The 13,497-nt window shown below is 61.0% G+C and carries 12 protein-coding genes, 1 pseudogene and 1 riboswitch; of the genes and pseudogenes, 8 read left to right on the forward strand and 5 right to left on the reverse strand.

Annotation, left to right across the window (positions count from 1 at the left end; all coding sequences use genetic code 11):
- Positions 1-113: 113 nt before the first annotated feature.
- The gene (gene metZ / locus ACLGGT_RS14525; protein ID WP_008280329.1) at positions 114-1,298 is read right to left on the reverse strand and encodes an O-succinylhomoserine sulfhydrylase; all 1,185 of its coding nucleotides are present in this window, start codon (positions 1,296-1,298) and stop codon (positions 114-116) included.
- A gap of 56 nt (positions 1,299-1,354) precedes the next feature.
- Positions 1,355-1,431, reverse strand: a riboswitch (SAM riboswitch).
- A gap of 113 nt (positions 1,432-1,544) precedes the next feature.
- Here metZ and ACLGGT_RS14530 point away from each other — a divergent pair.
- On the forward strand, positions 1,545-2,486 hold the full coding sequence (locus ACLGGT_RS14530; protein WP_437196651.1) for an alpha/beta hydrolase: 942 nt from the start codon (positions 1,545-1,547) through the stop codon (positions 2,484-2,486).
- 28 nt (positions 2,487-2,514) lie between these two features.
- Positions 2,515-3,174 carry a glutathione S-transferase N-terminal domain-containing protein gene (locus tag ACLGGT_RS14535; protein WP_437196652.1) on the forward strand — a complete coding sequence of 220 codons (660 nt, stop codon included), beginning with the start codon at positions 2,515-2,517 and terminating at the stop codon, positions 3,172-3,174.
- 5 nt (positions 3,175-3,179) lie between these two features.
- Here ACLGGT_RS14535 and dacB read toward each other — a convergent pair whose 3' ends face one another.
- Together dacB and ACLGGT_RS14545 are read right to left on the reverse strand one after the other, a co-directional pair.
- Positions 3,180-4,679 (reverse strand): D-alanyl-D-alanine carboxypeptidase/D-alanyl-D-alanine endopeptidase, encoded by a 1,500-nt coding sequence (gene dacB / locus ACLGGT_RS14540; protein WP_437196653.1) that lies wholly within the window; start codon positions 4,677-4,679, stop codon positions 3,180-3,182.
- Positions 4,680-4,737: 58 nt separating this feature from the next.
- Positions 4,738-5,349 carry a nicotinate-nucleotide adenylyltransferase gene (locus ACLGGT_RS14545; RefSeq protein ID WP_375553894.1) on the reverse strand — a complete coding sequence of 204 codons (612 nt, stop codon included), beginning with the start codon at positions 5,347-5,349 and terminating at the stop codon, positions 4,738-4,740.
- A gap of 151 nt (positions 5,350-5,500) precedes the next feature.
- Here ACLGGT_RS14545 and ettA point away from each other — a divergent pair, with 151 nt between their 5' ends.
- The 6 genes and pseudogenes from ettA (at position 5,501) to arsB (ending at position 12,186) form a co-directional block, all read left to right on the forward strand.
- Positions 5,501-7,156 (forward strand): energy-dependent translational throttle protein EttA, encoded by a 1,656-nt coding sequence (gene ettA / locus ACLGGT_RS14550; RefSeq protein ID WP_437196654.1) that lies wholly within the window; start codon positions 5,501-5,503, stop codon positions 7,154-7,156.
- A gap of 11 nt (positions 7,157-7,167) precedes the next feature.
- Complete coding sequence (locus ACLGGT_RS14555) at positions 7,168-7,890, forward strand: hypothetical protein (protein ID WP_437196655.1); 723 nt, start codon at positions 7,168-7,170, stop codon at positions 7,888-7,890.
- A 199-nt stretch (positions 7,891-8,089) separates the two neighbouring features.
- Positions 8,090-8,929, forward strand: a complete 840-nt coding sequence (locus ACLGGT_RS14560) for a helix-turn-helix domain-containing protein (RefSeq protein ID WP_375553891.1) — start codon at positions 8,090-8,092, stop codon at positions 8,927-8,929.
- On the forward strand, positions 8,926-9,924 hold the full coding sequence (locus tag ACLGGT_RS14565) for an ArsJ-associated glyceraldehyde-3-phosphate dehydrogenase (RefSeq protein WP_437196656.1): 999 nt from the start codon (positions 8,926-8,928) through the stop codon (positions 9,922-9,924). The genes ACLGGT_RS14560 and ACLGGT_RS14565 overlap by 4 nt, the downstream gene beginning before the upstream one ends.
- Positions 9,921-11,182 (forward strand): annotated as a pseudogene (gene arsJ, locus ACLGGT_RS14570) (organoarsenical effux MFS transporter ArsJ). The gene ACLGGT_RS14565 and the pseudogene arsJ overlap by 4 nt, the downstream one beginning before the upstream one ends.
- On the forward strand, positions 11,179-12,186 hold the full coding sequence (gene arsB / locus ACLGGT_RS14575; RefSeq protein ID WP_081508279.1) for an ACR3 family arsenite efflux transporter: 1,008 nt from the start codon (positions 11,179-11,181) through the stop codon (positions 12,184-12,186). Before arsJ ends, arsB begins: the two are co-directional and overlap by 4 nt.
- Positions 12,187-12,251: 65 nt before the next feature.
- Here arsB and ACLGGT_RS14580 read toward each other — a convergent pair whose 3' ends face one another.
- Together ACLGGT_RS14580 and lipB are read right to left on the reverse strand one after the other, a co-directional pair.
- Complete coding sequence (locus ACLGGT_RS14580; RefSeq protein WP_008281911.1) at positions 12,252-12,641, reverse strand: c-type cytochrome; 390 nt, start codon at positions 12,639-12,641, stop codon at positions 12,252-12,254.
- Positions 12,642-12,737: 96 nt separating this feature from the next.
- A complete protein-coding gene (gene lipB / locus ACLGGT_RS14585; protein WP_437196657.1) occupies positions 12,738-13,421 on the reverse strand; it encodes a lipoyl(octanoyl) transferase LipB in 684 nt (227 codons plus the stop codon).
- Positions 13,422-13,497 lie beyond the last annotated feature (76 nt).

Here is a 13,497-nt window from a genome sequence, read left to right on the forward strand (position 1 = left end):
CAAACCCTTACATACAGGGTTTCCGCAGGAATTGCCATTATCGTAGGGATTTACGTCAAATGCGGCAAAGCGGATCATTCAAACCCCGGAAATTACTGAAAAACCTCTCAGCCTCAGAATGCTGCCTCCAGCGCGTTCTGAATGTCGCGGATCAGGTCGCCGCAATCCTCCAGCCCCACGCTCAGCCGCACCAGCCCCGGCGTGATGCCAAGCGCCGCCTTCTGCGCGGCGGGCAGGCGTTGATGGGTGGTGGTGGCGGGATGGGTCACGATGGATTTCGCATCCCCCAGATTGTTCGAGATCACCACAATTTCCAGCGCATTGAGAAAGCGGAACGCCGCCTCTTGGCCGCCCTTGAGATCGAGCGCTAGAACCGTGCCACCTTCGCCCATCTGCGCGCGCACCAGATCGTGCTGCGGATGGCTGCTCAGCCCCGGATAAATCACCCGCGCCAGCCGCGCATCGCCGTGCAACGCCTCGGCAATCGCCTGCGCACTCGCAGTCTGCGCCCGCACCCGCAGATCAATGGTCTCAAGCCCCTTGAGCATGACCCAAGCGGTGAAGGGCGACATCGAGCCGCCGGTATGTTTCATATAGGGTTCAACGGTGCCACGGATGAAATCGCGCGTGCCAAGGATAACCCCGCCCAGCGTGCGGCCCTGGCCGTCGATATGTTTGGTCGCCGAATAGATCACCACATCCGCGCCCTGTTCAATCGCGCGCGAAAATACCGGTGTGGCAAACACATTATCCACCAGCACGAGCGCCCCCGCTGCATGCGCCAACTCTGCCACGCTGCGAATATCGACCACGTCGAGCGTGGGATTGGAAATCGTCTCGAAGAAGACGGCCTTGGTGCCGGGCCGGATCGCCGCACGCCACTGCTCCAGATCGGTGCCATCGACGAATGTCACCTCGACCCCGAACCGGGTCAGGATTTCTTCGAGCACATAAAGACAAGAGCCAAAGAGCGCCCGCGCCGAGACCACGTGATCCCCCGCCCGCAGCAGGGATGTCAGCGCCCCCGAGACTGCCGCCATGCCGCTTGCTGTGGCAAAGGCATCCTCGGCCCCCTCAAGGGCGGCAATCCGGTCCTCGAACATCGCGACGGTGGGGTTGCCATAGCGGGCATAGATGAACTCATCCGCGCCCGCCTTGATGAACCGCGCCTCTGCCGCCTCGGCGCTGTCATAGACAAATCCTTGGGTGAGGAAAATCGCCTCGCTCACCTCGTTATACTGGCTGCGCCGCGTGCCGCCATGCACCAGTTTGGTCCGTTTTTGCCAAGTCTCGCTCATATCCAACCTCCGGGCCGCCTGCCCACGAAAAAAGCCCCGACGCGGTCAAGCGAAAGGGGCCTTTCATCCTGACCTTTTAGCGGTTTGTTTAACGTGGCCCGCAATCCGGTAACAAATCGCCACGGTTGCGACTTACTCCCGCGCGCGCGGATCGTCAACTCTGTCACGCAGGTTTCACGCAAGCGTCACCAAAGCGACGTCTGCACCGCGTAGCTCTCAACCACAACATCTGGTGGGGTGAGGGACATGCCGCTGATCCATGTGAATACGGGGCCAACCGGCCCGGTGCTGCATGACGGGGCCGGTGATCCGGCGCTGGCGCTTCCCGGCCTGTTGCGGGGCAGGGGGCCCGTGATCCTGATGGTCCACGGGTTCAAATACGCGCCCCACCATGCCACCGAATGCCCGCATGATCACATTTTCTCTCTCGCGCCGGAACGCAGGTGTTTCAAGGTGCGCAGTTGGCCCGCCGGGCTTGGCTTTGGCACCGGCGCAGCAGACGAGGGGCTTGGCATCGCCTTTGGCTGGCCTGCGCGCGGCAACATCTGGCGCGCCTATGCCGAGGCGGCCAAGGCGGGGGCGCAATTGGCGCAATTGATCACCATGATTCGGGCTGTCTGCCCGGATCGCCCGATCCACGCGGTCGCGCATTCGCTGGGCGCGCGCGTGGTTCTTTCGGCGCTGGCACATCTGCCCAAGGGCGCCCTGCGCCGGCTGATCCTTTTGGCCGGTGCCGAATTCGGTCAGCGCGCCGCCGCAGCGCTCGATACCCCGGCGGGACGCGGCGTCGAGCTGATCAATATCACCAGCCGTGAGAATGATTTTTACGATTTCCTCCTCGAATGCCTGATCCCGGCCCCCCGGCGCGGCGACCGCAGCCTTGGGCTGGCGCTGCCCGCTGGACCCAATGTGCTCAACCTTCAAATGGATCATCCCGGCACGCTTGCGGTGCTGGCGCGTCTGGGCTTTGCCATCGCACCGCCCGCCGCGCGCATCTGTCACTGGTCGCCCTACACGCGCCCCGGTGTCTTTACGCTCTACAGCAGCCTTCTGCGCCGGGGCCCTGATCTGCCGCTCTGCGCATTCCGGGCGGCGCTGCCTTGCGTAGCCGAGCCGCGTTGGTCGCGCCTCTTGACCCCGCCAGAGCTACGCCTGCCCTTGCCAATGGGCCGTAAACCGTCATTCTGAGCGCGACCCATGCTCAGGAGCCTGCCCCATGCCCGCCCCGATTGATCTCTATTATTGGCCCACACCGAATGGCTGGAAAATATCCATCGCCCTCGAAGAAATGGGCCTGCCCTATCGCTGCCACCTGATCGACATTGGCGCAGGCGATCAACATGCCCCCGACTATCTGAAAATCTCGCCCAACAACCGCATCCCTGCCATCACCGACCCCGAGGGGCCGGACGGCGCGCCGATCCACATCTTTGAATCCGGGGCGATCCTGCAATATCTGGCGCGCAAGACCGGGCAGTTCTATGGCAATACCGCGCGCGATCATATCGCGGTTGATCAATGGCTCATGTGGCAGATGGGCGGTGTTGGCCCCATGGCAGGCCAAGCGCATCATTTCCTCAAATACGCACCCCAAGACATCCCCTATGCCAAGGATCGCTACCGCTCTGAGGTGGGCCGCCTTTACGGCGTGCTCGACCGGCAATTGGCGCAATCCGAATTTGTCGCGGGCGATTTCTATTCCATCGCCGATATGGCGCTTTGGGGGTGGTGCTCTCTCTGGGAGGGGCAGCAACAAACGCTAGAGCATAAACCGCATTTCGCGCGCTGGCTCGACACTTTGGGTGCGCGGGACGGGGTGCAACGGGGCCGCGCGCTTCACGCTGACAAACGTCGCGATCCAACCGCACGGAAATAGCGGCCTCAGCCCCCGTAAACCGCGCCCCATCGCTCGATCAAGGACTGTTGCAACTGCTTTGAGCGCGTGTTCCAGCTTCGCGCACCGGGCGGGCTGTCATCCTGCGAGGGGTCGATACGGGCGCGCAGACTGTCGCTTGCGGTGAAAATCGCAAAGGCCAGATCGGCCCCTTGCGGCGTCGTCACATAGCCCGCCAGCGCACTCACGAAATGCAGCGTTCCGGTCTTGGCCGCCACTTTTAGCGGATGGTTGCGATTGGGGCGCCCCTGCGCATCGCGCAATTCGACCGTGCGTAAAAGCGGCCGCAAAAGCCCCGCACGATGTGCCCGCGCCAAGGCCTGCGCCATCGCCGCTGCCGACAGGCGCGAGCGGTCGCTGAGGCCTGAATGATCCCTCAGCGCCGCGCCGGTCATGCCCAGCGCCTGCGCCGCCCAAGCATTCATATCCTGCGCCGATTGATCCAGCGCCACCACCGCCCCGCGTCGCTTGGCCGAGGCGGCCAGCCCCACCATTTCCGCCGTGAGATTGGTCGAGAATTTCAGCATGTCGCGCAGGATGGTGGCAAGTGGCGCGCTGGCATGGGTTACAATCGCGGTGCCGTCGGGCAGGCGGTCGATGACCTGCGGCGCGCCGGTCTTGATCCCTTGGGACCGCGCAAAGGTGGCAAAAACCTCGCCCGCGTAAAGCTCGGGCTTGCGCACCGGCAGCCAGCGCGCGCCGCCTGCGCCGAGCGCCCCAAGCGCAACGGTCCAGTCGTCATAGCCGCCCGCGTCCTTGTAGGTATAGACCGGCACGTTACGCTCGGCGATGCGCATGCGCGCCATGGTCACATCGGGGCGGTAGCGGTCTGACCTTGCATCCATGGTGATGGCATATTTGCCGCCCGCGCGCTTCCACTCGAAATGCACGCGGTTGTAATTGAGGTTGAGGCCGGAAAGGGCGGGGTTGTAGCCCGCGTGTTCCGGCTGCGCCTCGTCGATGGCGCGTTTGAACGGCACGGCGCCCCCCCAGACAAGGAACCTCCCGCGCACCTCGCGCAGCCCGGTCTTGGCCAGATTGGCCGCAAGGCTGGCCAGCCCATCGGTCTCGAGCGTCGGATCTCCGCCGCCTGCAAGGATCAGATCGCCATTCAGCACACCGCCCGAAATCGGCCCGGTCGCGATCAGCCGCGTGCCAAAGCGATGCTCCGGCCCCAAGGCGTCAAGCGCATAGAGCGCGGTCACTGCCTTGGTGACACTCGCGGGCGGCAGGCCGGTTGTGGCATCGCCCGACTCAAGCAATTGCCCCGTGCGTGCATCGGCCACCGCATAGCCCACCCGGCCCGATAGATTGGCCTGAGAAATCAGCGCCTCAGCGGCTGGGGCGCGCTGCACGGCGCGCCGTGCCCCCCCGTCTGGCCGCGCCACCGGCCTGAGCGATACCGCAGGCGCGCCAGCCATAGCCGAACTGCCGAGCGCCGCCAGCGCCGTGCCCAGAAAATACCGCCGTGAAATGCCTGTGCTCATGACGCAGAGTTAACCTTAGGCCAGTGTTGCACGCAATCACGATTTGCCCGCCGCGCGCTCACTTTTGCGCCCCTGTCCAACTGCCCGCCTCTCTGAGCCGGGTCGAGGAAATATCCATCATCGGCACATTGACAAAGCACCACGCCGGCGCGTCGCGCCGCCCCAATGCCTGACTGTCATAATCGGGCAGGCGGGCGTGGGCATAGATGCGTGCGGCGGGTGACAGCCGCGCCGAAATGCGCTGACCGGGCCGCGCCAGCACCCCCACCGCCACCGTATCCAGAATCTCGCGCCAGTCTTGCCAAAGATGGAATTGCGCCAGGTTATCCGCCCCCATCAGCCAGACAAACCGCACACCGGGGCAAATCCTGCGCAGCGCGCGCAGCGTGGCAGCGGTATGGCGCGTGCCGGTCCACGCCTCAATATCAGTCACGTCAATACGCGGATGATCCACCAGCGCCTGCGCCGCCGCCATGCGCTGCGCGAGCGGCGCGGGGCCATGCGCCTTGAGCGGGTTGCCGGGGCTGACCAGCCACCACAGCCGATCCAGCCCGAACCGCCGCAACGCCTCGCGGCTGATATGCAGATGCCCCGCATGCGGCGGATCGAACGATCCACCCAAAAGGCCGATCACCTGACCGGGGCGGGAATGGGGCAGGGCATGTGTCATCGCCCTTTCATTGCCAGCGGCGCGGGCGGTGTAAAGCGAAATCCGGGGTGCCCTCTGATCCGCAGATGCACAGACCATTGCCCCCGCACGCCCATACGGGTATCACGCGGGCTGAATTAGAACCCACCCAAGCGGAACGGAGCGGCACATCATGGCAGCGTATCAATATGTCTATCACATGCAGGGCGTCTCCAAGGCCTATCCCGGCGGCAAGAAATGCTTTGAGAACATCCACCTCAACTTTCTGCCGGGGGTGAAAATCGGCGTTGTGGGCGTGAACGGCTCGGGGAAATCCACCCTGATGCGCATCATGGCCGGGATGGACAAGGATTTCACCGGCGAGGCTTGGGCCGCCGAGGGCGCGCGCGTGGGCTATTTGCCGCAGGAACCGCATCTCGACGACAGCCTTGATGTGCGCGGCAATGTGATGCTGGGCGTGGCCGAGAAGAAGGCCAAGCTCGACCGTTTCAACGAACTGGCGATGAACTATAGCGACGAGACCGCCGACGAGATGGCGCAGTTGCAAGACGAGATCGACAGCCAGAACCTCTGGGATCTCGACAGTCAGGTCGATATATCGATGGAGGCGCTGCGCTGCCCGCCCGATGATGCATCCGTTGCGTCCCTCTCGGGCGGTGAACGCCGCCGCGTGGCGCTTTGCAAGCTCTTGCTCGAAGCGCCCGACATGCTGCTGCTTGACGAACCGACCAACCACCTTGACGCAGAAACCATCGCCTGGCTGCAACAGCACCTTATCGCCTACAAGGGCACGATCCTGATCGTTACCCACGATCGCTATTTCCTTGATGACATCACCAGCTGGATTCTCGAGTTGGACCGGGGTCGGGGTATCCCCTATGAGGGCAATTATTCCGCTTGGCTCGAGCAAAAGGCCAAGCGCCTGTTGCAAGAGGCGCGCGAGGATAAATCCAAGCAAAAGACGCTGGAGCGCGAACTCGAATGGATGCGCCAAGGTGCCAAGGCGCGGCAAGCCAAGCAAAAAGCCCGGATCAACGCCTATAACGAGCTGGCCGGTCAATCCGAGCGCGAGCGCATCAGCCGTGCCCAGATCGTCATCCCCAATGGTCAGCGCCTTGGCAACAAGGTGATCGAGGTTGAGGGCCTGAAAAAGCACATGGGCGACAAGCTCCTGATCGAGGATCTCAGCTTTTCGCTGCCGCCCGGCGGCATTGTGGGCGTCATCGGCCCCAACGGTGCGGGCAAATCCACGCTCTTCAAGATGCTGACCGGGCAGGAACAGCCCGACGAGGGCAAGATTGAGCTGGGCGATACGGTGCAGCTCTCTTGTGTCGATCAGTCGCGCGATGATCTCAAGCCCGAGGATAATGTTTGGGAGGCTATCTCGGGCGGGGCCGAGGTGATTGTGTTGGGCGACGCCCAGATCAACAGCCGTGCCTATTGCGGGGCGTTCAACTTCAAGGGCGGCGATCAGCAAAAGAAAGTGTCGTTGCTTTCGGGGGGCGAGCGCAACCGCGTGCATATGGCGCGGCTCCTGAAAGAAGGCGGCAATGTGCTGCTCCTTGACGAACCGACCAACGATCTCGACGTCGAAACCCTGCGCGCGCTGGAAGATGCGCTGATGGATTTCGCAGGCTGCGCCGTGGTCATCTCGCACGACCGGTTCTTCCTCGACCGCATCTGCACGCATATTCTGGCCTTTGAGGGGGATGCGCATGTCGAATGGTTCGAGGGCGATTTCTCGGCTTATGAGGAAGACAAGAAGCGGCGGTTGGGCCCGGATGCGCTGGAGCCGAAGCGGGTGAAGTATAAGAAATTTATGAGGTGAGGGGATGACCGTTGTCAAATTGTGCCATGAAAAGCTGCTTTTTTGTCACTCCCATTGGAGCTCAGGCGTCTATTCACCGCAAGCGTGCCGATGATCTACTGCAGCATGTCTTGCGTCCCATTGCCAAAGAGTTTCTGGAAATAACTAGGGCCGATGAAGTTGATGAACCGGGCACGATAACCTCGGACATTGTTCAACGGTTGTACAAAAGCGATTTAGTAATTGCTGATTTAACGGGCCAAAACCCTAACGTTATGTATGAGATAGGCCTGCGACATTGTTTCAATCTTCCGATTGTACACTTGGCACAGAACGGGGAAAAACCCCCCTTCGATCTTGCTTCGGAGAGAATAATTTTCTTTGACATAAATGATTTGTCATCTGTGGACGAGGCAAAAGGGAAGATTCTGCGTGCATGCAAAGCCGCAATGGATGCAAAACCATTTCGCTCACCCGTAGTTCGAGCACTCGAACTAGAAAGTCTTTTTGCAAGTGCCAGTGAAATTCCCAGACCGAGAGATTTGCTCGAAAAACTCGACGCTTTAGAAATGAATCTGGATGACGTTTCGAGTGATTTGAGCATTCTGTCAATTAGTTATGACCCCGTTTTTAAGGAAGACTCTAATTCACTTGATTCAGTTACGATAACGAGAATTCAAGAATTGGTCAGACTTCTTGATCAAGTTGGCCCAAGCGACATCGCAAAACTTGTTTCAGTTCTAAAGAGCTGTTGATTTTAAAACCTGTTCTTGGAGAGGCAAATTTAGTGGCACCAAGTCACCCGTAGGTTGCGCATTCATTGCGCACCAATCGACGGCACCCGTCCGCCCCACGGTGCGCAATGAATGCGCACCCTACGGCGGGCTCGCCCGTCCCGGCCCTCGTCACAAAACCTTCACTTGATATTCTCTATATTTCTTATATTCCAGAAATATGGAAACACTGGCTCCAACCCGCCTCGCAACCCTTGGTCACCCGCAGCGGCTGGCGATCTTTCGGCTGCTCATGCGCCGCTACCCAGACCGTATCCCGGCGGGTGAATTGGCCGAGATTCTGCACCTCAAGCCCTCGACCCTCTCTGCCTATCTTGCGGCGCTGATGCAGGCGGGGTTGGTGCGCCAAGAACGGGCGGGCACCTCGCTCAGATATTCCATCGACATGACAGAGGTGCGACGCACCTTTGATTACCTGTTCAACGATTGCTGTCGCGGGCGCCCTGACATCTGCGCCCCCTTTCCCACCCTCAAAGGAGGCCCCGATATGGCCCACCGCACATACTCCGTGCTTTTCATCTGCGTTGGCAATTCCGCCCGCTCGATCTTTGCCGAAACCATCCTGCGCGATCTGGCGGGCGACCGCTTTACTGTTTTTTCCGCCGGCACGCGCCCCTATTCCGAGCTTAATCCCTTCGCTCTGAAGGTCTTGCGCGCCAAGGGCCATGACGTGACGCCGCTGCGCGCCAAGAATGTGTCAGAGTTCACCGGCCCCGATGCCCCCGCGCTCGACTTTGTCTTTACCGTCTGTGACACGGCCGCAAATGAGGAATGCCCGGCATGGGAAGGCCAGCCGGTCAGCGCCCATTGGGGCATGCCCGATCCGGTCAAGGTCGCAGGCACAGAGGCACAGAAAAGTCTTGCGTTTCAACAAGCTTACGGCGCGCTCCGCAACCGGATCACGGCCTTTGCGGCGTTGCCGATTTCGACCTTGGATCGCGTCAGCCTGCAAGCCGCGGTCGATGACATCGCGCGGCAGGATGTGGGGCAGGGCACATGACCGTCTATGCCATCAACGGTCTGGGCCGGATCGGTAAGCTCATCCTCAAGCCGCTGATCGCGCGGGGGGCCAAGATCGCCTGGATCAATGACGCGGTGGGCGATGCCGCCATGCACGCCCACCTGCTTGAATTCGACACGGTGCATGGGCGTTGGGACGCCAGTTTTGACCATGACGAGGGCGCGGTGATCATCGGCGGCCTGCGCCTGCCGTTTATCGGCGCGCGAGACCTGAGCAACCTGCCCTTGGCGGGCGTTGACGTGGTGATCGACTGCACCGGCGTTTTCAAGACCGAGGCCAAACTTGCCCCCTATTTTGACGCAGGTATCAAAAAGGTCGTGGTCTCGGCCCCGGTCAAGGATGGCGATGCTGCCAATATCGTTTACGGCGTCAATCACGCGGTTTATGAGCCTGCGCGGCACCGCATCGTGACGGCGGCAAGCTGCACCACCAATTGCCTTGCCCCGGTGGTCAAGGTGCTGCACGAGGCCATCGGCATCAAGCATGGATCGATCACCACGATCCATGACGTGACCAATACGCAGACCATCGTGGATCGCCCCGCAAAGGACCTGCGCCGCGCGCGCTCTGCGCTCAACTCTCTGATCCCGACGACCACGGGCAGCGCCACGGCGATCACGTTGATTTATCCGGAGCTGAAAGGCCGCCTGAATGGCCATGCCGTGCGCGTGCCGCTGCTGAATGCGTCGATCACCGATTGTGTGTTTGAAATGGAGCGCGAGACCACGGTGGAGGAGGTCAACGCGTTGTTTCAGGCGGCCTCTGAGGGCCCGCTTGCGGGTATTCTGGGTTATGAAACCCGCCCGCTTGTCAGCGCGGATTACACCAATGACACCCGCTCTGGCATCGTTGATGCCCCCTCTACGATGGTGGTCAATGGCACGCAGGTGAAGGTCTATGTCTGGTATGACAATGAGATGGGCTATGCGCATCGGTTGGTCGATGTGGCCTGCATGGTCGGGGACAGCCTGTGACCGCAAGACCTGAGGGATTAAGCGCTTACATCGCCGTCACAGCCGCCTATTGGGCCTTCATGCTCAGCGATGGCGCGCTTCGGATGCTGGTGCTTTTGCATTTTCACACACTGGGCTTCAGCCCGGTGCAACTGGCTTATCTCTTTGTTCTTTACGAAGTCGCAGGCATGGTGACGAACCTGTCGGCGGGCTGGATTGCCGCTCGGTTTGGGCTGACGGCCACGCTTTATGCCGGGCTAAGCCTACAAGTGGTGGCGTTGATTGCGCTGGCGCAACTTGATCCGACATGGAGCATCGCGCTCTCGGTGGCTTTCGTGATGGGCGTTCAAGGGGTCTCTGGCGTGGCCAAGGATCTGGCCAAGATGTCGTCGAAATCCGCAGTCAAGTTGCTGGCCCCTTCCGAGGAGGGTGGGCTTTTTCGCTGGGTCGCGGTGCTCACAGGGTCCAAGAATGCAGTCAAAGGCCTTGGCTTTCTCTTGGGGGCTGCGCTGTTGGCGGGGATTGGGTTCGTTGGTGCGGTCTGGGCCATGGCGGGCGTGTTGGCCGCAATCCTTGTGGCCGTGGCTTGGGCCATGCCGCCGGGCCTGCCACGCGGGCGCAAGGGCGCGAAATTCTCGGAAGTCTTCTCGAAATCCGCCAATGTGAACTGGCTGAGCGCGGCGCGCGTGTTTCTTTTTGGCGCGCGTGATGTGTGGTTTGTGGTGGGCATCCCGATCTATTTCTATGGCGTCTTGTCGGATGGGTCCGAGGCTGGCAATCGCGCGGCCTTTTTCCTTATCGGCACGTTCATGGCAGGCTGGATCATCCTTTATGGCGCGGTGCAGGCCTCGGCCCCCAAAATTCTGCGCGCCAAGACACGGCCCGAGGCGGCCTTGATCGCGGCGGCGCGGGGCTGGGCCATTGCGCTTTGTTTGGTGCCTGCGGTTTTGACCGCACTGGCGCTGCTGGCGGGGGGGCCGCAGGCTTGGCTCACAGGTGCACTTGTGGCGGGCTTGCTGGTCTTCGGCGCTATTTTTGCAGTGAATTCGGCACTGCATTCCTATCTCATCCTTGCCTTTACCCGTGCCGAACGGGTGACAATGGATGTAGGGTTCTATTACATGGCCAATGCCGGTGGGCGGCTCTTGGGCACGCTGCTCTCGGGGCTGACCTATCAATTGGGGGGTTACCCTTGATGCTGGGCATTGCCACAGCGATGGTCGTGCTGTCGGCGCTGGCCGCCGGAAAGTTGACCCCACAGGAAAGGGCAGAGGCATGAGCGGGTTTGAGCGCTATCTGACTGTCTGGGTTGGATTGGCAATGGCGGCGGGCGTGATCCTTGGCCTGATCGCGCCGGGCCTTATCGCGGCGATTGCGGCGGCAGAGGTGGCGCGGGTCAATCTGATCGTGGCGGCGCTGATCTGGGCCATGGTCTATCCGATGATGATCGGTGTCGACCCGTCAAGCCTTGGGCAAGTGGCGCGCCAACCCAAGGGACTGGCAATCACACTGGTGGTGAACTGGCTGATAAAGCCCTTTAGCATGGCGGCTTTGGCGGTGCTGTTCTTTGAAGGTGTCTTTGCCGATCTGATCGCCCCCGCCGATGCGCAACAATATATCGCCGGGCTGATCCTTTTGGGGGCGGCCCCCTGCACGGCGATGGTCTTTGTCTGGTCGCAGCTGACCAAGGGCGACGAGAGCTATACGCTGTTGCAGGTCTCGGTCAACGATGTGGTCATGGTCTTTGCCTTTGCGCCGCTCGTGGCGTTTCTGTTGGGCGTCACGGATATCGTCGTGCCGTGGGAAACACTGGTTTTGTCGGTGCTGCTCTTTGTGGCGCTGCCGCTGGTGGCGGGGTTGCTCACGCGGCGCAGGCTGGGGTCAGAGGTGCGGATTGCGGCGTTTCAGGCGCGGGTGAAACCTTGGTCGATCCTTGGGCTGATCGCGACGGTGATGATCCTTTTTGGCCTTCAAGGCCGGGTCATTGTCGAGCGGCCCATGGTGATCGGGTTGATTGCGGTGCCCATCATCCTGCAAAGCTATGGCATCTTTGCGCTGGCCTATGCGGCGGCATGGCTGCTCAAGGTGCCACACCGGATCGCAGCCCCCTGTGCGCTGATCGGCACGTCGAATTTCTTTGAACTCGCGGTCGCCGTGGCGATTTCGCTCTTTGGCCTAAACTCGGGCGCGGCATTGGCGACGGTGGTGGGCGTGTTGGTCGAGGTGCCGGTGATGTTGTCGCTGGTGGCACTGGCCAACAAAACGCGCGCGCGGTTTGCCTGAACTGCACATGAAAAAGCCCCGCGCTGTTTTGCACGGGGCTATCTGCCTTGCGGCTTTTGGATCGCTTACTGCGAGAAGGTCGCGAGATAGGCCGCCACGTCCTCGGCACCTTTGGCCAGCTTGAAGGTCATCTTCGAGCGGCTGCCAAGATATTCATTGGGGTCAGCCACGTATGCGGCCAATTCCGCTTCGTCCCATACCAAACCTTCAGCGCCTTTTGCGGCCAGGCCATCGGAATAGCTAAAACCTTCTACGCTGCCTGCTGTACGGCCGATCACGCCATAAAGGTTCGGGCCGGTCTTGCCACCCTTCACGATGGTCTCGCTCTCCGAGGCGATCATGTGGCAGGCTTTGCATTTGTTGAATTCTTTTTCGCCTTTGGCGGCGTCGCCTGCGGCAAAAGCGGGAAAGGAAAGAGCCACAAGAGTGGCGGACGCGGCGAGAAGGGTCTTCATGAGCTACCTCATTAGGGTTGGTTGCATTCCGGATGTAACCATAGCCCGACTGCCCCGGCTTGCAACCTCCAACTTTGGTGCAGGCGGCGGTTTGCCTCAGTCAAATGCCTTTGAAAAGCATCGGCGCAGGGCGACATCAAGGTCATCCATGCTGACAGGTAGGCCAAGATCCACGAGGCTGGTCACCCCATGCTCTGAAATGCCGCAGGGCACGATGCCCGAGAAATGCTCCAAATCCGGCTCTACATTGATCGAGATGCCGTGAAAGCTGATCCATTTGCGCAGGCGTATGCCAATGGCGGCGACCTTATCCTCGGCTTGTTGGCCCGTTGCGGTCAGTGGTTTATCGGGGCGCGTTACCCAAACACCAACGCGACCTGCGCGGATTTCGCCGGTGACGTTGAATTCGGCGAGTGTTGCAATCACCCACTTTTCCAGCTGGCGCACAAAGCACCGCACATCGCGCCCGCGCTTGCCCACATCCAGCATGATGTAGACGACACGCTGACCGGGACCATGATAGGTGTACTGCCCACCGCGTTTCGCCTCATATACCGGGAAACGGTCAGGATCGGTCAAATCCGCCGGTTTGGCCGAGGTGCCAGCGGTGTAAAGCGGCGGGTGCTCCAACAGCCAGATTGCCTCGGCGGCGCTGCCTTCGGCGATTCGCGCTACGCGCTTCTCCATTGCCGCTACCGCCTCGGGATAGGGGACAAGATCGGTCGAGATATGCCATTCCACGCCGGATTGGTCGATGGCAAAGGGGGTTTTGAGGCGCAAGGTTTGACTCTGTTCACGTATGAGGGAAACTTGTGGTAGGTTGTCTTATTAAGTTTTGCACCTGCTTAGGGGAGAT

The organism is Roseovarius sp. MS2, from assembly GCF_051447875.1.
Classification (GTDB): Bacteria; Pseudomonadota; Alphaproteobacteria; order Rhodobacterales; family Rhodobacteraceae; genus Roseovarius; species Roseovarius mucosus_A.

Excerpts from the sequence above, each read along its gene's own strand:
- metZ (WP_008280329.1), bottom strand. The coding sequence starts at position 1,298 with ATGAGCGAGACTTGGCAAAAACGGACCAAACTGGTGCATGGCGGCACG.
- ACLGGT_RS14530 (WP_437196651.1), top strand. The coding sequence starts at position 1,545 with ATGCCGCTGATCCATGTGAATACGGGGCCAACCGGCCCGGTGCTGCAT.
- ACLGGT_RS14535 (WP_437196652.1), top strand. The coding sequence starts at position 2,515 with ATGCCCGCCCCGATTGATCTCTATTATTGGCCCACACCGAATGGCTGG.
- dacB (WP_437196653.1), bottom strand. The coding sequence starts at position 4,679 with ATGAGCACAGGCATTTCACGGCGGTATTTTCTGGGCACGGCGCTGGCG.
- ACLGGT_RS14545 (WP_375553894.1), bottom strand. The coding sequence starts at position 5,349 with ATGACACATGCCCTGCCCCATTCCCGCCCCGGTCAGGTGATCGGCCTT.
- ettA (WP_437196654.1), top strand. The coding sequence starts at position 5,501 with ATGGCAGCGTATCAATATGTCTATCACATGCAGGGCGTCTCCAAGGCC.
- ACLGGT_RS14560 (WP_375553891.1), top strand. The coding sequence starts at position 8,090 with ATGGAAACACTGGCTCCAACCCGCCTCGCAACCCTTGGTCACCCGCAG.
- ACLGGT_RS14565 (WP_437196656.1), top strand. The coding sequence starts at position 8,926 with ATGACCGTCTATGCCATCAACGGTCTGGGCCGGATCGGTAAGCTCATC.
- arsB (WP_081508279.1), top strand. The coding sequence starts at position 11,179 with ATGAGCGGGTTTGAGCGCTATCTGACTGTCTGGGTTGGATTGGCAATG.
- ACLGGT_RS14580 (WP_008281911.1), bottom strand. The coding sequence starts at position 12,641 with ATGAAGACCCTTCTCGCCGCGTCCGCCACTCTTGTGGCTCTTTCCTTT.